The organism is Rhodococcus sp. SBT000017 (assembly GCF_003688915.1).
In the GTDB taxonomy this organism is placed as follows: domain Bacteria; phylum Actinomycetota; class Actinomycetes; order Mycobacteriales; family Mycobacteriaceae; genus Rhodococcoides.
The window spans coordinates 2159311-2177339 of sequence record NZ_REFU01000001.1; the positions used below are offsets into that span (position 1 = coordinate 2159311).

The window sequence follows — 18029 nt, forward strand, 5'->3', positions numbered from 1 at the left end:
GCTATGCGGAGGAGGAACGAGAACGACGCAGACGCGCCGACCCGAATTACACTCCTGTCACTTTGACAACACGAACGCTCGCGCAGCAGCAGTGGAAATCAGGCCCACGCAGCCCGGCCCGCACGAACCAACCGATCGACGACGGTGCCCTGCACCTCGCCCGAGGTGATCGCGACGAGCTTGTGATCGCGCCATTCGCCGTCGACGTCGAGGTACTTGTAGAGCAGCCCCTCTTCGCGAAAACCGACATTGCGCAGCACTGCCTGACTGGCAAGGTTCTCCGGTCGCACCGTCGCTTCGACGCGATGGAGTCCGACGGGACCGAAGCAGTGGTCGAGCCCTAGAGCCAGAGCCGCGGTCGCCACGCCCTTACCGTTGACCTCCTTGGACACCCAGTACCCGATCCAGGCCGATCGGAGTGCTCCCCGCACGATGTTTCCGGTGGTGATCTGGCCACAGAATTCGCCGTCGACCTCGATCACCAGCGGCAGCATGTGTCCTTTGCGCGCCTCGGATTTGAGCCCCGAGCACAGGCTCGGCCACGAGGAGATGTGATGCCGCGAGTTCCAGCTGCCTTCGCCGCTGGGCTCCCACGGTTCGAGGTGGGCGCGATCCGCGGTGCGAATCCGGCTCCAGGCGGCCGCGTCGCGCATCCGCACCGGCCGTACGGTCACGGTTCCGCCGGCCACTCTCACTGGACCCAATTTCGCCGGCCAACCTGGGTGGCTCGACCACGTTCGCGGCATCCGTCGATGTTATGCGCTACGCGCAGTGGTGCGCGTAAGTGCCCCAGGCGGCACTTGTCCGCACCACTGGCGTCAGCCTCTCTGAGCGAGGAACGAGACCTTCACTTCTTCGCCGGTGCGGATTTCGGTGACCTCGGGATCGATGACGACCAGGCAGTTCGCCTCGGCGAGTGTCGCGAGTAGGTGCGAGGACGATCCGGGTGCACCGCCGAGGGCCTGGACCAGATATTCGCCCGTCCCCTCGTCGCGCATGAGCTGGCCGCGGAGGAATCCCTTGCGGTCCTCGATCGAGGTGATCGGCGCGACGGTGCGGGCGGTGACGGTCCGTCGCATCGGCTGCCGTCGACCCAGAGCGATGCGAATGAGCGGACGCACCATGACCTCGAACACCACCAGCGCGCTGACGGGGTTGGCCGGCAACAGAAAGGTGGGTACTTCGTCGCGTCCGAGTTGACCGAAGCCCTGGACGGATCCGGGGTGCATGGCAACTCGCTCCACTTCCATGTCGCCGAGTTCGCCGAGCGCCTCACGCACACCGTCCGATGCGCCCCCGCCCACTGCTCCGGCGATGACCACGATCTCGGATCGAATCAGCTGCCCCTCGACCACCTCGCGCAGTCGCTTGGGATCGGTGCTGACGATCCCGACGCGGTTGACGTCTGCCCCGGCGTCGCGCGCTGCGGCGGCCAGCGCATAGGAATTGACGTCGTACACCTGACCGGGCCCCGGGGTCCGATCGGTGTCGACCAACTCGCCGCCCACGGAGATCACCGACAGACGCGGCCGAGGATGCACCAGCACCTTGTCGCGCCCGACGGCGGCGAGCAGTCCCACCTGAGCTGCGCCGATGATCGTGCCTGCGCGGACCGCCACGTCACCGGGCTGCACGTCGTCGCCGATCTTCCGGACGTAGTCACCCGAGCGCACCGGACGGAACACCTTGACGCGGGCGCGACCGCTGTCGGTTCGATCCAGGGGCAACACCGCGTCGGCCAGTGTGGGCAGTGGCGCGCCGGTATCGACTCGTACTGCCTGACGCGGTTGCAACCGGATGGGTTGACGCGATCCGGCGGACACCTCGCCGACGACGGGAAGCGTCAGATCGATGCGTTCGTCGTCCTCGTTGCGCAGGTCGGTGCCCGCGGCCGCTACATCGACGCTGCGTACTGCGTAGCCGTCGATGGCTGCCTGGTCGAAACCGGGAAGGGGACGCTCGGTGACCACTTCTTCGGCACACAGCAGACCCTGTGCTTCCGAGATGGCGACCCGAACAGGCCGTGGAGCCACCGCCGCTGCGGTCACCCGGGTCTGCTGATCTTCGACCGAGCGCATCTGGCCCTTCCTCTATGGCATCGACCCGCGATGCTATTCGTACGTGGTCAGTTCCGGTGCCCAGCTGTCGCTCAAGCGTTCGTTCAGCCATTCGCGCAGGGCGGGGCCGTAGTCGTCACGTTGTAGAGCAAAGTCAACCGCAGCGCGCAGGTATCCCCCGGGATTTCCGAGGTCGTGTCTCGATCCGCGATGCACCACCACGTGCACGGGATGGCCTTCTTCGATGAGCAGCGCGATGGCGTCGGTGAGCTGCAGCTCGCCGCCGGCACCGGGCTTTATCCGGCGCAGGGCGTCGAAGATCGCGCGGTCGAGCAGGTAACGGCCCGCGGCAGCCAGGTTGGACGGGGCGTCCTCCTGCTTGGGCTTTTCGACCATACCGGTGACCTTGAGGACGTTCGGGTTGACCGCGTCGGGCACGATCTCGACGGAGAAGACGCCGTAGGAAGAGACCTTGTCGTCGGGGACCTCGATGGCGCACAACACCGAGCCACCGCGCTTGGCGCGCACGCGGGCCATGACGTCGAGCACACCGCGGGGCATCACCAGATCGTCGGGAAGCAGAACGGCAACGGAATCCTCGTCGTCGTCGAGGACTTCCTCGGCACAGGCGACGGCATGTCCGAGTCCGAGCGGTTCGTGCTGGATGACCGACTGGACGTCGAGCAGACCGGGGGCAACGCGCACCTTCTCGAGCATCTCGAGCTTGCCGCTGGCCTCGAGCTTGTTCTCGAGTACGAGGTCCTCGACGAAGTGGGCGACGACGCCGTCCTTGCCGGGGGAGGTGACGATCACGAGTCGATGCGCGCCGGAATCTGCGGCTTCGCCGGCGACGAGCTCGATACCGGGAGTGTCGACCACCGGAAGCAGTTCTTTGGGAACGGTTTTCGTGGCCGGCAGGAACCGGGTACCCATGCCCGCTGCGGGAACGATGGCCGTGCGGAAATGCACGGGCGTGGCGGCGGTCGTCGCTGTAACGGCTTCTGTCATGGTGCTCACCCTATCCATGGTTTCTGGTGATCTGCTTGCCGTGTGCTGCGTTTTACCCCCGAGTGCATATCGTTGAACGACAGCACAGGAAGGAGGACGAATCGTTGTGACCGTTCCCGATTTCACGGAGAACACGCCCAAGGATCGATGGCGAAAGTATGTTCTCGCCGAACGCCGACTGCTCGACGGTGCGCAACGCGCAATGGAGTCCTCTGCACTCTGTCACGTCCTCGGCGAGTTGGCAGCCGAACACCAGGTCGTGGCCGCATACGTTCCCGTCGGCCGGGAGCCCGGTTCTTTTCGGATGCTCGACGCGATGGCCGCGGCCGGGTCGACCGTTCTGCTTCCGAGTGCGCACGAGCCGGGGCCGTTGCGCTGGGCTCGGTACGCCGGACGCGAGTCGTTGGTGACGGCCCCGTTCGGGCTGCTGGAACCGTCGGGACCGACGCTCGATCCCGACGCCGTGTCGACGTGCTCTCTGGTGCTGATTCCGGCGCTTGCCGTCGACCGGCGCGGAACCAGGTTGGGCCGAGGCGCGGGTTTCTACGACCGCACCCTCGACCTGTGCAGACCCGACGCCATGCTGGTCGCGGTGGTCCGCGAGAGCGAAGTGGTCGATCGGCTACCCGCCGAGCCGCACGACAGACGGGTGACGCACGCGTTGACCCCGGGCAGCGGGCTCGTACGCTTGGGTACGGAATAACGCTACGATTCGATTCGTTGGCACTCCTGACTGTAGAGTGCTAATGCTCTCCCCAGTTTCGACAGTTTCGACGAACAGACAAGACACCGGCGTGGTTCGGCCTCGGCCAGCAGAGCGGCGAATTTCCTCGGTGACCAGCGCGGAGGAAACACGATGCCCACTTATTCATACGCATGCACCGAGTGCGACAACCGCTTCGACATCGTTCAGTCCTTCACAGACGACACACTGACGGTGTGCCCCGCATGCTCGGGCAAGCTTCGCAAGTTGTTCAACTCCGTCGGCATCGTCTTCAAGGGCAGTGGCTTCTACCGCACCGACAGCCGCGGTGGTTCGAGCACCTCGAGCGAGGGCGCAGGCGAGAAGAAGTCCGATGCGGCCGCCGCGAAGTCGGACTCGAAGTCCGAGTCCAAGCCCGCCGAGAAGAAATCTTCCGATTCGTCGTCGTCGAACTCTTCGCCTTCCTCGTCCACCACGAAAGCTGCTGCCAGCCAGTAGTTTTCCGCTTCATCCACAGGCCGGGCCGTTATCCACAGCCCGGCCTTTTCGGTGTCCGAGACACCTGCGTCGGCTATAGCGTTTCGGCCATGGTTGCCGGCAAGAATCGACTCGACTCGACGCTGCTCGATCGCATCACCATGCGTCCGGCGTGGGTCGGATCCACGAAATTCAGACGAATCGCAGCGGGAGTTCTGGTCGCTGTCGCCGCGGTGCTCTTCGTCGACGACGCTGCCGGCGACGACCGAGTACGGGTGATCACGGCCGGACGCGACCTGACGCCCGGCACCGTATTGACGTCGGCCGATGTGGTGGTGGCCGACTGGGACCGGGCGAACGTTCCCGAGGGCTCACTCGTCGAATCCGAGGCCGTGGACGGTCGGACACTCACCGGACCGGTCCGAGCGGGCGAATTGCTCACGGACGTACGCCTGCTCGGATCTCGGACGGCCACGACGGCTCTGGGGACCGAGGCACGCGTCGTACCGGTGCATCTCGCCGACGCCGCGGTGACCGACCTGCTGCGGGAAGGCGACCGCGTCGACGTGTTGACGGTCGAGTCTCAGGACGACCCGAATGCCGTACCCGCGGCACGGGTGCTGGCGTCGGGAGCGATGGTCGTACTCGTCTCCGCCGACGCCGGTGGCAATCGACAGCGAGACCGCGTCGTACTGCTGGCTCTACCGACGAACGATGCGACGACGGTCGCGGCCGCCTCGTTGGTCAGTGCAATAACCGTCACCCTGCACTAACGTCTCTCGAGACAGAACAAACCGAACGTTGGGAGAAGGGCTCATGCTGAAGGGCTTCAAGGACTTTCTACTCCGCGGCAACGTCGTGGATCTCGCAGTCGCCGTGGTCGTTGGCGCGGCATTCACCGCCATCGTCACCGCATTCACCACGAACATCATCAATCCCCTTGTCGCGGCCCTCGGAGGCAGCAACGAATACGGGTTCGGCTTCAACATCACGTCGTCGCCGGAATCGTTCGTCAACGTCGGCGCAGTCATCACCGCGGTCATCAATTTCGTCATCATCGCGGCAGTCGTCTACTTCGTTCTGATTCTCCCGGTGAACACGGCGAAGAAGCGCTTCGTGAGCCAGCCCGAGAAGGAACTGAGCGACGTCGACGTGTTGGTGCAGATTCGCGACATCCTCGCGGGGGGAACCACAGCGGGACAGAAGCTTTCGACGGCAGCCGACACCACCGGCGGTAGCGGCGAAGCAATCGACGCTGCCCCGGACCTGGGCAAGCACTCCAAGGACTGACGCCGGTCTGCTTCGACGAATGAATGCGCCATTCACGCTGTCTGACAGCGTGAATGGCGCATTCATTCGTTGCGGGGCGGGGGGCCGAGGGCCGGGGCCGGGGCCGGGGGCCGGGGGCCGGGGCCGACTCCCTAGCCGACTTACGGCTGTGGCGTCAGCCGATGCTGAACGGCTGTCCCCACAGTGTGGTCGTTGCTGTGACGGCATCGTTGTCGATGGTGACCTTCACGTACGAACGGGCCTCGGCGTAACCGGCACATCCAGCGACGCTCAGGGTTTCGTCGGCGTAGGTGTAGCCACCGCCGTTGCCGTCGAAGGAGAACTTGTTCGAAACCTCGGTGGCGACCGTGACGCCGTCGATCTCGGCGGACTTCTCGTCGGCCACAAGCTTGACGTCGTTGAACTGCCCGGGGGCGAGATTCAGCTCGACGCCTGCACCGATGTCGTAGGTGTTCGGCTGAGTCCTCTCGATGGTGAGGTCGAGCGTGCCGGGCTCGAGGCCGATCGTATTTCCTTGGCCGAACGATGCGTTGCCGTCGGCACCGATCGCGGCGCTGAAGTCCACCTGGCAGCCGACCAGGAAGCCCGGCTCGATGGATCCGCCACTGGCGTTGGAGGTCTCGACGGTGTAGTTGCCGGTGACCCACACGTTGCGCTGGGTGGGTGTGGCACCCATCGACGGCGAAATCAGTGCACTCTGGCCGAATCCCTTGACGGTCACGGTGGTTCCGTCGATCAGCGTCTTGCTGATCTCGTTGTCCTGCAGTGGAACGAAGGTGTCGGCGTTGGCCGCTCCGGCGGACAGGAACCCGATGGCGATCGCGCCGACGGCTCCGACCGCGGCGGTCTGGAATCCACGACGCATGGTGGTGGTGTTCTGCATAGCTACCCCTTTTGGGAAAGTGACACGCGCTCTAGGCGAGGGTGAATGAAGTGGTGGGATGCTCAGCCGAGGCTGAACGGCTGGCCGTAGAGCGTGCCCTTGTAGCGGTAGTTGCCGGTGAGTTCGAGTGTGGTGTACGAGCGAGCCTGCGCGTAGCCACCGCAGTTCTCCACGGAGATCCCGACGTCCTGGTACTGAATCGCGGTGAACGGGCCCTTGACGTCCTTGCTGCCGAGCTCGACCTGCGCCACTTCCTTGTCCTTGATGGGGACGTTGACTCCGACGCCGCCCTCGAACTTGTTGGTGGTCTCACCCTCGCCGCCGATGAGGAACGGGATGGGGAACAGCGTGATGATGTTGGTGTTGCCGCCTTCGATACCGAAGCCCGCGTTCATGTCGAGGCTCAGATCATCCATGTCGAGCTGGCAACCGACGAGGTAGCCCGTCTTCAGGGTTCCGGTCACTCCCTCGGGAACGTCGGCGGTAGCGGTGCCGGTGACCCAGCCGTTTCGGTTGAGAGGGTTGTTCGCGATCGCGGGCGAGATGACAGCCGATTCGTCGACGTGCGAGATCTTGTACGGCCCCGCGACCTTCTCACCGTTCGGCAATGGAACGAACGTATCGGCGTTGGCTGCGCCGACCGAGAGCATTCCGATGGCAACGGCCGACGCCGCGCTCACTGCAGCGATTCGACTTACCTTGCGCAGCACGGAGTGACGAATATTGTTCATGATTCCCCTCGTATGACCGGCCGATGCCCCATCCGATGGCCGGACCGATCGGGAGACATCTTTTCTCGCAGAAGAATACTGTACAAATCGGTACGAAGCATCCACAACGGACGCACTATCGATGCATGTTTCAGCAGCTCACAGATACCTTCCCTGCTTGCGCTACCCAAACAGCGCCTGCGCTCGCAACTCGACGTCCGTATTCGGAGCGAACGCTCGAATTGTGCTGACGCAAAGCAAGAGAACGCACCTCAAATACACAATGTATGCAACAAACCGAATCCAGTACCGACGCAGGCATGATCCGGCGATCTCTTTCTCCGCATCATTCATTCGACCGATACAACGATGCCCTGCAATTTTTTCGATTGCAGGGCATCGTCGAGCATTTCCCCCGAACTAGAACTTCAACAACGGAAACTCGTCCAGCGTGACGGCAGTGCCGTCCGCTTCACAAGCCGATGCAACGGCATTCGAATTGTCGACGAATTTCTGGCCGGATTCGCTGTCCGGCTCGGAGAGTTCCAGCGAATCGCCAGGTAGGTCGGCCACCAGCGTCGTCAGAGCATTCTTGACCTCGCCTGTCGCCTGCTCCGACTGGGTGGTGAATTCACTCAGCGAAGCGGCCTTGTCCGCGGTCCACTGCTCGACGCCGGCCTGATCGGTGGGGACGGCTTCGACGGTGGCGACAAAGGCATTGTGCGATGACGCGAAGGCCGTGCAGGTATCGGCATTCTCCCCCGACGCCGTATCCGATGAATCGCTGCTACAGCCGGCCAGAAGTAGAAATGCCGCGCAGGCGGCGGCAGAGAGAGCTTTCGTTTTCATTGTCGGTCCCCCGGACCCCTTCTCGCAGCCAGCTCCGAAGCACTGTCCTGCGGTGTCGATTCGTTCGGTTCCACTGGTACACAGCAATCAGGCCCGCCCGGGATACCCGGGCGGGCCCAATCGATTTCGGCTAGGTCAGCCGAGGGTGCTGCTGTTGATCAACCGATCGAGATCAGTTGAAGGTCCACGGTGCGCCGTACGTGACAGCAACGTCACCGGTGGAGCTGGTGACGGAGACGTACGGACGGACGCGGACGTTACCGAGGATGCCGGTAGCGGTGCCGTGAGCGTTGGCGATCTGGATGGTGCCGGAGGGGCCTTCGGCGTCACCTTCGGTGCCCTGGATGTTGCCCGAGGCAGCGGTGGCGTCGACAATGCCGGGGCCGGGAGCGATCTCGGCCTCGAAGCCAGCGGACGGCAGCAGGTCGCTCGTCGAGATCGAAGCCGAGGGCTCGGAGCCCAGCGGAACGTCGAACTCTGCGCTGATGTTCGGGGTGGTGTAACCGAAGGTGATCGATCCACCGATGCTGGCCGGGTAGCCGACCTGGTAGCCGATGGCGACGGTGCCCTCGAAGTCGTCGGCGTCGGGACCGGTGACGGTCCAGCCTGCGACACCATTGGCGAACCACTCACGGGTGAGCGGGTTGCCGTCGAGCGGCGAGACGCTGTTGATGAAGGTGTCGGACAGCGACACGGTGATGACGTTGCCGTTGGCATCGACGACCGTGTTGGTGCTGTCCACTGCAGCGGACGCGGTTCCGGTACCGAGTACCAGACCGACGACCGACGCGCCGGCGACAACCGCAGCGCTCATGGACTTGAGTCCCCGGCTACGCCGCGACTTCTGGATCTCCGTCATTTATTCCTCATCATGTTCAGTCCCAGCGCGGTGTCGCACGGGGAAGCTTGTGGCTTTCACCCTCGAACTGGATCGCCTGCGTCAGTGCAGACGAGCCCGAGCCGGATGCGACCGTGGCGGCCTCATCCTGTTGTTCAGTTCCGAGTTCGGGGCTCGGGACCGGTTGGTCCCACACCCCGGTTGTCGGAAGCTGAGGGGAACATTAGAGGAGATGCCTGATCGTGACAATCCCTACGATCGGCGTTGGAAAGTTGCTCTCTCGTGATGTGTTTCGGCGGCGTGAACAACTTTCACATGACCATTGGTGGTAACCCGCGTCACACCATCTTCCGGAGACGCCAAACCGTTACACATCGAAACCGTGGGTGAAACAGCCCTGATATGGGAAGACAGCAATCCGGACCCCATCGAGGAGAGCGCTCGATCGGTGCTACAGACGGTCCGGATGCCCCGCATCCGCCCGTGTCCTCGGCCTCGACGGCCCGTCCGGCCGCTAACGGCAGGTAAACGAGCAACTAACAGACCTGTCATTCCGGGCCGATAAATGTGTCGTGGATCACATCAGAAGTAATGAGGTGGTCGCTGTTGCTTCAACCATTCGTCCGAGAACGAGCCGCCGGATTCAGTGCCTGCGCCGGCTCCTCGCTCGTCTCCGGTGGTCTCCGGCAGAACCTCACCGAAGATGCGAGCGAGCCGGGCCCGTTCTGCTCGGGCCCGGCTCGCGTCGTCTTCGGCCGATCGATCGTCGTTCGGCTTGTCGCTCATCGGTATCGCTATGCGTCCAATCCCGACAGCTCGGCGATGACCTGACTCGCCAGCGGCGTCAGCGTCGCCATCCCATCGCGAATCGCAGCCCGCGACGAGGCCAGATTGACCACCAGGGTGCTACCGGAGACACCGACCAGTCCACGGGAGAGACCTGCGTCCAACGAACCGGCCGCCAGCCCCGACGATCGCAGCGCCTCGCTGATACCCGGAATCTCACGGTCGAGCACCTCCGCGGTGACGTCCGGAGTCACATCGCGGGGTGAGACGCCGGTGCCACCGATGGAGACCACCAGATCGACACCGCCGATCACCGCGGTGTTGAGTGCATTGCGCACGTCCACCTCGTCCGCAGTCACGGCAACGACGCCGTCGACGAGGAAACCTGCCTCGGTCAGCAGTTCCGTGACGAGCGGGCCCTTCGAGTCCTTCTCGGTGCTGTGCGCTGTTCGGTCGTCCACGATGACGACCAACGCGCGCCCTGCCAGTGGTGCGTCGAGTTCCATACCGCTCACCGTAGTAGTAAGGCCCCTACCCGGCTCACGCTGTGCGTAAATCGTTGCAACCGTGCCGCGCCTGCCTGCTTCTCGCAACATCAGCGACCGCCCGGAAGCGACGGGATCTGGAACGGCAGTTGCTGTTCCTGCCGCTGCGTCTGCGGCTGCGCCGCGGCAGGTTCCGCGGTACCGAGCGTCACCGTCGCTGTCTTCTCGCTGCCGCCGTCGGTGTAGGTGACGGTGACGGAATCTCCCGGAGCGTGCGAGCGCACCGCTGCGATCAACGCGTCACCGCTCGAGACGATGCGATCGTCGAGCTTGGTGATCACCGCACCCGTGGGGATACCTGCCGCTGCCGCCGGGCCCCCCTCGGTGACCTCGACGACGGTTGCGCCGTTGGCATCGTCCTGCGACGGCACCTGCACCCCGATCATGGCCTGGGTGGCTTTACCGGTGGTGGTCAGCTCGTCGGCGATTCGTTTCGCCTGATCCACCGGAATGGCGAACCCGAGCCCGATGGAACCGCTCTGGGCTCCGGATCCCTGGCTGCCGCCGAGCGTGGCGATCGCGGTGTTGATACCGATCAACTGTCCGTCGGTGTTGACGAGCGCACCGCCGGAGTTGCCCGGGTTGATCGCAGCATCGGTCTGGATGGCGTCGATCACCGAGTTCTGGTTGCCTGCCTCTCCCGAGGTGGACACCGGCCGGTTGAGCGAGGACACGATGCCCGTGGTGACGGTGCCCGCCAGGCCGAGCGGGGAGCCGATCGCGACAACCTGCTGGCCCACTTCGAGGTTCGACGACGAACCCAGTTCGATCGGCGTCAGATTCGACTTGCCCTCGGCCTTGATGACGGCCATGTCCGAGACCGAGTCGGCACCGACGATCGTCGCGTCGGCGACCGATCCGTCGGAGAACGCGACGGTGAGCTTGCCATTGGCACCCGCACCCGTCGCGACGTGATTGTTGGTGAGGATCAGGCCGTCGCTGCTCAAAATGACGCCCGAGCCCTCACCCTCTTCCTGAGAGCCCTTCACCTGAATCTGCACGACGCTCGGCAGAACCTTGTTCGCTACCGCCTGAACCGATCCGTCGGGGAAGTTGGCGGCAGGCTGAGCTGCAGTGACCGTGGAGTTCAACGAGTTGGTCACTCCCCCGCCGTTGCCGTTGGCGTTGTTGGTGGCGATCGCACCGACCGCGCCGCCGATTCCGCCACCGACCAGAACGAGCGCGATGGCTCCGGCCACCAGTACCGACCGACCCGGGCGCGACTTCACCGCGCTCGGTGCCGAATTCGACTGCGGCGCAACGTGCTGAGGTTGAGCGTGGTGAGCCTGGGTGTGCTGCGGATCGCCCTGCTGTCCGTACGGACCGTAGCCGGGCTGGTAGCCCCCTTGCCCGTAACCGGCGTACTGCTGCGGGTAGCCCTGCTGCGGCGGGAACTGCTGCGTCCGGTGCTGCTGACTGGAATCCTGCCGAGTCGGAGGCTGCTGGGCCGAGTAACTCTGCTCGTCGCCGCGCGAAGCCCGGTCCGCCGGATGCTGCTCGCCACCGGCACCCTGTCCGCTCTGTTCGGATTCGTTACGGTCGTCGCTCATCGTTGCTGCTTCCTTCAGTAGGGACCCAGAGGGTCCGCCCGCCTTCTTGCTACTCACTGTGCAGGGCGGTACTGAGAGCGCGCTGAGATCCGGCTATCAGTTTGCCGAGAGTGTCGTCGGATCAGGAGCACCTTCGCCGGGCAACACGATTCGGATCAGCGCGCCGCCCCGCTCGGACACCTCCACCCCGATGGTGCCGCCGTGCTTGACGACCACCTGTCGCACGATGGCAAGTCCCAGACCGGATCCGGGCATCGAACGCGACGCCGTCGAGCGATAGAAGCGCTCGAACACCAGCTCGCGATCTTCCTCGGGAATACCGGGGCCTGCGTCGTCCACCGTCAACTCCAGCAGGCCATCGCCGATCTGCCGCATCGCGATTCGCACCTCACCGCCGCTCGGACTCCATTTTGCCGCGTTGTCGAGCACATTCAGCACGGCCCGCGACAGTCCTGCTTGATCGCCGTAGACGAACCACGGCATCAACGTCGCATCGAAGTCGATTTCGTTGCGACGGCGGCGTGCTCGCTCGAGACTGCGTTCCACGGCATCGGCCAAATCGACACGTTCGAACACCGTCTCCGGCGCATCCTCTCGCGCCAGGTCGACCAAATCACCCACCAGGGTGGACAATTCCTGAATCTGCGCCACCACGTCGGTCCGCAGCTCGGCCATGTCCTCGTCCGGGATGGACGGCGCTCCTGGGCGTCCCGCCGCGATGAGCAACTCCATGTTGGTCCGCAGCGAGGTCAACGGGGTGCGAAGTTCGTGGCCCGCATCGGCGACCAATCTGCTCTGCCTGCCGCGAGATTCGGCCAGTGCGCGGAGCATCGTGTTGAAACTCTCGGTCAGACGCGCCAACTCGTCGTCGCCGGTCACCGGGATCGGCGTGAGGTCGTCGGTGCGCGCCACCCGTTCGGCTGCTGCCGTCAGTCGGGCGATCGGGCGTAAACCGGTGCGTCCCACGGCCATACCTGCTCCGGCAGCCAGCACCACTCCGCAGGCACCGACGATCAACAGCACCCATGCCAGTCGGTCGAGCACTTCCCCGGTCGGCAGCAGTCTCTGTGCGACGACGAGAGTGCTGCCGTCCTTGGTACGTAGTGCGAGCACCCGCTGATCGTCGAGTGTGCGCAGCGACGACTCCTGCTCTCCGCTGACAACCGCGAGTTCGGCATCGCCGATCGGCACCTTGGGCCCGGGCGGGTTGTAGCTGGACATGTCCGGATAGATAAGCGCAACACTGACATCGGTGCTGTACAACGTGGCTCCCGCGACGAACCGCGGGTCGTAGGACACCAGACTGGACTCAGCCAGAGCCGAAGCGCGGGAACGTAATTGAGTGTCCACATCGCCGTACAGTGCTCGCGAGACCACCGTGTACGCGGCAATGGCCATGACCGCCACCGCAATTGCGACGACGGAGGCCGCGAGCAACGTCACCCGCCACCGCAGCGATACCGACCGCGTCAGCGGCGTCGGTGGTCGCATTCCCGTCGGCGACGAGCCGACACCGTCGGCCGACTTGCGCCCGAACGAAGCGACCATCACGGAGGCGTCTCGCGCAGGACGTACCCGACACCGCGAACGGTGTGGATCAGCCGCGACTCCCCCTCCGCCTCGGTCTTGCGCCGCAGGTAACCGACGTACACCTCGAGCGCGTTGCCCGATGTCGGGAAGTCGTATCCCCAGACTTCCTCGAGGATGCGACTTCTGGTGAGCACTCGGCGCGGATTGGTCATCAGCATCTCGAGCAACGAGAACTCGGTCCGGGTGAGGCTGATCGAGCGCTCGGCGCGCGAGACCTCACGGGTGACCGGGTCCAACGACAGGTCCGCGAACGTCATGGTCTCCGAGTCGATACCCGCTTCCATCGCGGTACGACGCAGCAGTGCCCGCAGCCTGGCGAGCAGTTCCTCGAGAGCGAACGGCTTGGGCAGGTAGTCGTCGGCACCGGCGTCGAGGCCGGCGACGCGCTCGGACACCGAGTCCCGTGCCGTCAACACCAGAATCGGCAGGTCGTCACCGACACTGCGCAATCGACGACACACCTCGAGGCCGTCGAGGCGAGGCATCATCACGTCGAGCACCAGGGCGTCGGGACGCGCCGCCGCAACCTGCTCGAGCGCATCGAGACCGTCGACCGCCAGGTCCACGGTGTACCCGTTGAACGTCAGCGACCTGCGCAGCGACTCACGCACTGCTCGATCGTCGTCGACCACCAATATCCGCATTCGTACAGTTTGTCCTGGTCGACTGAGATCTGTCTGAGAGGGGTACGGATAGCGATCTAAAGCGTAGGCAGGTTCTTTGCCAGCGGGAGATTCCACTTGCGCCACAGTGCGAGCAGACGCAACCCCGTCGCAAGCAGTGTTCCCACGATCAGACCGACGTTCTCCGGCAGAGCTGCAGCATCGGCCAACACGACGGCCGTCGCGCCGAGCAAGGCCGGCAGGGCGTACAGGTCCCGATGCAGCAGCAGGGGAACCTCGTTGACCAGCACGTCTCGAATCACGCCGCCTGCCACCGCCGTCGTGGTGCCGATCAGAGCTCCCGCCAACGCGCTACCACCGGCAGCCAACGCGATCGTCGCTCCGGTCGATGCGAACAGTCCCATCCCGAACGCGTCGAGCACCAGAACTCCGCGTCGAACCTTGCCCATCTGCCGGTGCGCAACGAACACGACCAGCGAGGCGACGAAGCCGACGGTGACGTTCGGCCACGTGTCCAGGGACGTCGGTGGGTGGATGCCGAGCAGCAGATCGCGAATGATTCCGCCGCCGATGCCCGTCGTGATTCCGACGACGCAGACCCCGAACAGATCCAACCGTCGATGCACTCCGATCAACGCACCCGAGGCCGCGAAGGCCGCGATACCGATCAATCCGAGCACGTCGAGAAGCATCGGACCAGCATGTCACGGCGCTGACAGGGATTTGACAGCAACATCCGAGGTCCGCCACAGCTTCGGAGAGCAGCTTCGAGACATCACCGATCACCACAACGAGGAGCACATCATGCGCACAGGATTCAAGAAGTCGATCGCAGCCGTCGCAGCCGCCGCAGCACTCACGCTGGGCGGGGGAGCCGTCGCCAACGCGTCGACCTCCGACAACCTGATCGAGATCCCGGACGTCTACGACATGACAGCGACCGCAGCCGAACAGACCCTCGAGGATCTCGGATTCACGACCGTCAACATAAAGGGAGGGGACACCGACGGAACCGCGATCGGAACCAACTACCAGAAGGGTGTCGAGGTCGACAAGAACGCCGCAATTCTGGTGATCACCGGAACTGTTCACTAGCCCGGACGCACAGTCCAGTCGCCGACGGCGGCTGGACTGTCGGCGTTGTTGCCACAGGCGATAGTCTCGGTGCGCAGCAGAATTTCGTGGAACCGAGGTGAACGAACAAGTGCCGATCATCGACAATGCCGTCTACGTCGACGGGAAACGTACTGCCAATCCCGAGAGCCTCGATATCACCTTCGAGGTCATGCGCGAGCGGCACGGGATGGCCTGGATCGGGCTGTACCGTCCGGAGGTCGCCGAAATCATGGCTGTGGCAGACGAGTTCGGTCTACACCGCCTTGCTGTCGAGGACGCCATCGCAGCCCACCAGCGCCCGAAGCTGGAACGGTACGCCGAGCAGCTGTTCGTCGTTCTCCGGCCGGCTCGATACGTCGACGAGACCGAAAAGGTCGAATTCGGCGAATTGCACATCTTTCTCGGACCCGATTTCGTCGTCACCATCCGCCACGCCGAATCCCCCGATCTGGCGATGGTGCGCAAGCGGCTCGAAGGATCGCCCGAACTGATCGAACTCGGTCCCGAGGCGATCCTCTACGGCATCCTCGATCAAGTTGTCGACGAGTACGTCCCGGTGGTGACCGGACTGCAGAACGACATCGACGAGATCGAGGATCAACTGTTCACCGGCGACCCGTCGGTATCACGTCGTATCTATTCGTTGCTCCGTGAGGTGTCCGAATTCGACCGTGCCGCAAAGCCGCTGGTCGAGATGATCGAATCGCTCAAGCGAGGTTCGGACAAGTACAACGTCGACGTGGAACTGCAGCGATACCTGCGCGACGTGCACGATCACGCGATCCGCGTCTCCGACCGCATCGAGTCCTTCCGCTCCAACCTGCAGAATGCGTTGACCGTGCACTCGACCATTGTTGCGCAACAGCAGAACGAGGAGATGCGCAACATGACCGTGGCCAGCCTCGAGCAGAACGAACAGGTCAAACGCATCTCGTCCTGGGGCGCAATTCTTTTCGCGCCCTCCCTGATCGCCGCCATCTACGGCATGAACTTCGAGGACATGCCGGAATTGAAATGGCAACTCGGCTATCCGATGGCACTGATCGCCATGGTGATCTGTTCGACCGCACTGTTCGTGGTGTTCAAACGCCAGAAGTGGTTGTAGTGCGCTCCGCGCAGTGGTGCGGTTAGGTGCCCCAGGGAGCACTCAACCGCACCACTGCCGCTGGCACTAGGACGAGCCGAACACCGGACCCACCGGGATGTCTCGCTCGAACGTAAGACGATCGAACTCGTTGCCGTACTCGTCGATGGCACCGATGGTCATCCTGCTGGCGGTGATGCCCGGAATACCCGGCACCACATCGACTCTGACGAACGAGTAGTTGAGGAATCGCACCCGAGACCAGGTGATGGACTCGGCCGACTTGGTGCCGTCCGTTGCCCACACGTAGCTGTTCGGGACTGCCGTGTCGGGCAACTCGTTGCCGCGGTAGCTCACGCCCTCGCCGTCCTGGAACGTGTAGCGGGGACGACCACCACCACCGACGGTGTAATACACTGTGCCGTCGGTCTTTCCGTCGACCGTGGCGTTGTCACCGGCGACCCGAGTCGCACGGTTGCCGCGAATGGGATCGGTGCGCTCGAAGACGTGATTGTGCGCCTGGAGCACCACATCCACCTCGTACCTGTCGAACAGCGAAACCCATGCGTCGCGCACTCCGCCGTCGCTCGCGTGCGTCGACGTGGTCGAGTACGCGCAGTGATGGAAGAAGCAGACGATGAAATCGATGTTCGGATCGGCGCGGTACTTCGCCAATGTCTGTTCCACCCAGGTGTTCTGGGCTCCTCCGCTGTACCCGGTGTTGGCCTTGATCTCGTAGCTCACGTCGTTTGCGTCGAGCGAGAGCACCGCTGTGTTGCCGTAGACGAACGAGTACGCCGACGGGCATCCCTCGGGTCCGTTGGTCGGCTGATCCAAACGCGCCGCGTGGCCGCCGTATCCGTTGGGGCTGTACAGCGCTTCCATGTCGTGGTTGCCGGTGGCGAACAACCACGGCGCGGTCGACGCACTGGCTTCGATCGCCTGGAAGTAGCCGTCCCAGACGAACGGGTTGAACTTGTCGAACCCCTTCGGCGGCGTCTGACCGTGCTTCGCGAACTGTGGCGGCAGACCGGCACCGGACGGGTCCGCGTACGCGATATCACCGGCGAGGATATGGAAGTCCGGGTGCGAGGCCTCGATCTGCCGATTGATGTTGCGCGCGTGCTTGACCGACGGCTCGTTGTCCGCTTTGTAGTACTGGTCGTCGTAATCGCCGGCGACCAAACCTGATGGTTGCGAAGGGGTTTCGTCGACGCCCTGATCGCCCATCATCGTGAATCGAAACGGTGCGATGCGGCCCGACGGCAAGGCCGGAGATGCGCTGCGGATGTCGCTCACGAAGCCGTCGGCGGTGCGCCAGCGGTAGTAGTGCGGCAGCTTGGGCGTCAGATTGTCGACGGGTACGTGCACGTAGTACTGCTCCGCCGGCAGAATTCCGCCGTCGGTCTGCGGAACCTGACTGATCAGGTTGCGCACTTCCGCCGACGTCGTAGCGCCGAGTGCGGGCGTGGGGCCGTGATCGAGGAAGACCCCGGTGAGCCCGGGATTGCGTGAGAGCTGTGCCGAGAAGCGCAACTGTGTCGCCGGGTCGTTTCCGAAGCCCATGTGCCGTCCGGCCACGGCCAGCGGGGCGTCCTGCGCATAGGCGGTACGCGCGAACACCGAATTCCCGACGCCTACCGCGGCGGCTGTTGCGGCGGCTCCCACCAGGAAGTTTCGACGACTGACGGGGTGTCGCCGCAGGAACGACCGATGCCAATCGTGCTGTTCGGCCATGGTCATGTTGTCGGCGAGCGTGCCCGGGATGCCGGTCGCGACGGTCTCGCCTGCGGGATTGAGCGTCATGCCTCAATGGTGACGGTGACGCTCTCTGTATCCGTTAACCAAGCGAAGTTGTTGGGTGAACAACACGAGAACACCGATGCACAACGGGACGAACGCGGACAATCCCGTCGTGCA

The 18029-nt window shown here is 64.1% G+C and carries 20 protein-coding genes; 6 read left to right on the plus strand and 14 right to left on the minus strand.

Annotation, left to right across the window (positions count from 1 at the left end):
- Window positions 1-98 precede the first annotated feature (98 nt).
- From AYK61_RS09755 to AYK61_RS09765, 3 genes are all read right to left on the minus strand, one after another.
- Window positions 99-746 (minus strand): GNAT family N-acetyltransferase, encoded by a 648-nt coding sequence (locus tag AYK61_RS09755; RefSeq protein WP_037191969.1) that lies wholly within the window; start codon window positions 744-746, stop codon window positions 99-101.
- A gap of 72 nt (window positions 747-818) precedes the next feature.
- The gene (gene glp, locus AYK61_RS09760) at window positions 819-2078 is read right to left on the minus strand and encodes a gephyrin-like molybdotransferase Glp (RefSeq protein ID WP_032395737.1); all 1260 of its coding nucleotides are present in this window, start codon (window positions 2076-2078) and stop codon (window positions 819-821) included.
- A gap of 33 nt (window positions 2079-2111) precedes the next feature.
- Window positions 2112-3065, minus strand: a complete 954-nt coding sequence (locus AYK61_RS09765; protein ID WP_121870651.1) for a UTP--glucose-1-phosphate uridylyltransferase — start codon at window positions 3063-3065, stop codon at window positions 2112-2114.
- A gap of 106 nt (window positions 3066-3171) precedes the next feature.
- On the opposite strand from AYK61_RS09765, the gene AYK61_RS09770 reads away from it, so the two are divergent.
- The 4 genes from AYK61_RS09770 to mscL all read left to right on the plus strand — a co-directional run bounded on the left by AYK61_RS09770 (window position 3172) and on the right by mscL (window position 5535).
- Window positions 3172-3768 (plus strand): 5-formyltetrahydrofolate cyclo-ligase, encoded by a 597-nt coding sequence (locus AYK61_RS09770; RefSeq protein WP_121870652.1) that lies wholly within the window; start codon window positions 3172-3174, stop codon window positions 3766-3768.
- 153 nt (window positions 3769-3921) lie between these two features.
- Complete coding sequence (locus AYK61_RS09775; RefSeq protein WP_121870653.1) at window positions 3922-4266, plus strand: FmdB family zinc ribbon protein; 345 nt, start codon at window positions 3922-3924, stop codon at window positions 4264-4266.
- Window positions 4267-4355: 89 nt separating this feature from the next.
- Window positions 4356-5018: an SAF domain-containing protein gene (locus AYK61_RS09780; protein WP_121870654.1), complete on the plus strand. Its 663-nt coding sequence runs from the start codon at window positions 4356-4358 to the stop codon at window positions 5016-5018.
- Between the two features lie 43 nt (window positions 5019-5061).
- Window positions 5062-5535, plus strand: coding sequence for a large conductance mechanosensitive channel protein MscL (gene mscL / locus AYK61_RS09785; protein WP_121870655.1), 474 nt, complete (start codon window positions 5062-5064; stop codon window positions 5533-5535).
- Window positions 5536-5689: 154 nt separating this feature from the next.
- Here mscL and AYK61_RS09790 read toward each other — a convergent pair whose 3' ends face one another.
- From AYK61_RS09790 to AYK61_RS09835, 10 genes are all read right to left on the minus strand, one after another.
- Entirely contained in the window at window positions 5690-6418 is a 729-nt protein-coding gene (locus AYK61_RS09790) for an MspA family porin (RefSeq protein WP_259467998.1), read from the minus strand.
- A 62-nt stretch (window positions 6419-6480) separates the two neighbouring features.
- The gene (locus tag AYK61_RS09795) at window positions 6481-7149 is read right to left on the minus strand and encodes an MspA family porin (protein ID WP_094633220.1); all 669 of its coding nucleotides are present in this window, start codon (window positions 7147-7149) and stop codon (window positions 6481-6483) included.
- Between the two features lie 399 nt (window positions 7150-7548).
- Entirely contained in the window at window positions 7549-7977 is a 429-nt protein-coding gene (locus AYK61_RS09800) for a hypothetical protein (protein WP_121872620.1), read from the minus strand.
- A 172-nt stretch (window positions 7978-8149) separates the two neighbouring features.
- Window positions 8150-8836, minus strand: coding sequence for an MspA family porin (locus AYK61_RS09805; protein WP_121870656.1), 687 nt, complete (start codon window positions 8834-8836; stop codon window positions 8150-8152).
- Between the two features lie 561 nt (window positions 8837-9397).
- On the minus strand, window positions 9398-9601 hold the full coding sequence (locus AYK61_RS09810; RefSeq protein ID WP_121870657.1) for a hypothetical protein: 204 nt from the start codon (window positions 9599-9601) through the stop codon (window positions 9398-9400).
- An 8-nt stretch (window positions 9602-9609) separates the two neighbouring features.
- Entirely contained in the window at window positions 9610-10107 is a 498-nt protein-coding gene (locus AYK61_RS09815; RefSeq protein WP_037191958.1) for a molybdenum cofactor biosynthesis protein B, read from the minus strand.
- Window positions 10108-10196: 89 nt separating this feature from the next.
- Entirely contained in the window at window positions 10197-11696 is a 1500-nt protein-coding gene (locus AYK61_RS09820; RefSeq protein ID WP_121870658.1) for a S1C family serine protease, read from the minus strand.
- Window positions 11697-11792: 96 nt separating this feature from the next.
- Entirely contained in the window at window positions 11793-13244 is a 1452-nt protein-coding gene (locus tag AYK61_RS09825; protein WP_121870659.1) for a HAMP domain-containing sensor histidine kinase, read from the minus strand.
- Window positions 13244-13930, minus strand: a complete 687-nt coding sequence (locus AYK61_RS09830; protein ID WP_032395747.1) for a response regulator transcription factor — start codon at window positions 13928-13930, stop codon at window positions 13244-13246. The genes AYK61_RS09825 and AYK61_RS09830 overlap by 1 nt, the downstream gene beginning before the upstream one ends.
- Before the next feature lie 56 nt (window positions 13931-13986).
- Complete coding sequence (locus tag AYK61_RS09835; RefSeq protein WP_121870660.1) at window positions 13987-14601, minus strand: trimeric intracellular cation channel family protein; 615 nt, start codon at window positions 14599-14601, stop codon at window positions 13987-13989.
- 112 nt (window positions 14602-14713) lie between these two features.
- Between AYK61_RS09835 and AYK61_RS09840 the strand changes: the two genes are divergently transcribed.
- Both AYK61_RS09840 and corA read left to right on the plus strand, forming a co-directional pair.
- A complete protein-coding gene (locus AYK61_RS09840) occupies window positions 14714-15004 on the plus strand; it encodes a PASTA domain-containing protein (protein WP_147458307.1) in 291 nt (96 codons plus the stop codon).
- Between the two features lie 109 nt (window positions 15005-15113).
- The gene (corA, locus tag AYK61_RS09845; protein ID WP_121872622.1) at window positions 15114-16130 is read left to right on the plus strand and encodes a magnesium/cobalt transporter CorA; all 1017 of its coding nucleotides are present in this window, start codon (window positions 15114-15116) and stop codon (window positions 16128-16130) included.
- 66 nt (window positions 16131-16196) lie between these two features.
- Here corA and AYK61_RS09850 read toward each other — a convergent pair whose 3' ends face one another.
- On the minus strand, window positions 16197-17915 hold the full coding sequence (locus tag AYK61_RS09850) for a metallophosphoesterase (protein ID WP_121870662.1): 1719 nt from the start codon (window positions 17913-17915) through the stop codon (window positions 16197-16199).
- Between the last annotated feature and the right edge of the window lie 114 nt (window positions 17916-18029).

Excerpts from the sequence above, each read along its gene's own strand:
- AYK61_RS09755 (WP_037191969.1), bottom strand. The coding sequence starts at position 746 with ATGCCGCGAACGTGGTCGAGCCACCCAGGTTGGCCGGCGAAATTGGGT.
- glp (WP_032395737.1), bottom strand. The coding sequence starts at position 2,078 with ATGCGCTCGGTCGAAGATCAGCAGACCCGGGTGACCGCAGCGGCGGTG.
- AYK61_RS09765 (WP_121870651.1), bottom strand. The coding sequence starts at position 3,065 with ATGACAGAAGCCGTTACAGCGACGACCGCCGCCACGCCCGTGCATTTC.
- AYK61_RS09775 (WP_121870653.1), top strand. The coding sequence starts at position 3,922 with ATGCCCACTTATTCATACGCATGCACCGAGTGCGACAACCGCTTCGAC.
- AYK61_RS09780 (WP_121870654.1), top strand. The coding sequence starts at position 4,356 with ATGGTTGCCGGCAAGAATCGACTCGACTCGACGCTGCTCGATCGCATC.
- mscL (WP_121870655.1), top strand. The coding sequence starts at position 5,062 with ATGCTGAAGGGCTTCAAGGACTTTCTACTCCGCGGCAACGTCGTGGAT.
- AYK61_RS09790 (WP_259467998.1), bottom strand. The coding sequence starts at position 6,418 with ATGCAGAACACCACCACCATGCGTCGTGGATTCCAGACCGCCGCGGTC.
- AYK61_RS09795 (WP_094633220.1), bottom strand. The coding sequence starts at position 7,149 with ATGAACAATATTCGTCACTCCGTGCTGCGCAAGGTAAGTCGAATCGCT.
- AYK61_RS09800 (WP_121872620.1), bottom strand. The coding sequence starts at position 7,977 with ATGAAAACGAAAGCTCTCTCTGCCGCCGCCTGCGCGGCATTTCTACTT.
- AYK61_RS09805 (WP_121870656.1), bottom strand. The coding sequence starts at position 8,836 with ATGACGGAGATCCAGAAGTCGCGGCGTAGCCGGGGACTCAAGTCCATG.
- AYK61_RS09810 (WP_121870657.1), bottom strand. The coding sequence starts at position 9,601 with ATGAGCGACAAGCCGAACGACGATCGATCGGCCGAAGACGACGCGAGC.
- AYK61_RS09815 (WP_037191958.1), bottom strand. The coding sequence starts at position 10,107 with ATGGAACTCGACGCACCACTGGCAGGGCGCGCGTTGGTCGTCATCGTG.
- AYK61_RS09820 (WP_121870658.1), bottom strand. The coding sequence starts at position 11,696 with ATGAGCGACGACCGTAACGAATCCGAACAGAGCGGACAGGGTGCCGGT.
- AYK61_RS09825 (WP_121870659.1), bottom strand. The coding sequence starts at position 13,244 with ATGGTCGCTTCGTTCGGGCGCAAGTCGGCCGACGGTGTCGGCTCGTCG.
- AYK61_RS09830 (WP_032395747.1), bottom strand. The coding sequence starts at position 13,930 with ATGCGGATATTGGTGGTCGACGACGATCGAGCAGTGCGTGAGTCGCTG.
- AYK61_RS09835 (WP_121870660.1), bottom strand. The coding sequence starts at position 14,601 with ATGCTTCTCGACGTGCTCGGATTGATCGGTATCGCGGCCTTCGCGGCC.
- AYK61_RS09840 (WP_147458307.1), top strand. The coding sequence starts at position 14,714 with ATGCGCACAGGATTCAAGAAGTCGATCGCAGCCGTCGCAGCCGCCGCA.
- AYK61_RS09850 (WP_121870662.1), bottom strand. The coding sequence starts at position 17,915 with ATGACGCTCAATCCCGCAGGCGAGACCGTCGCGACCGGCATCCCGGGC.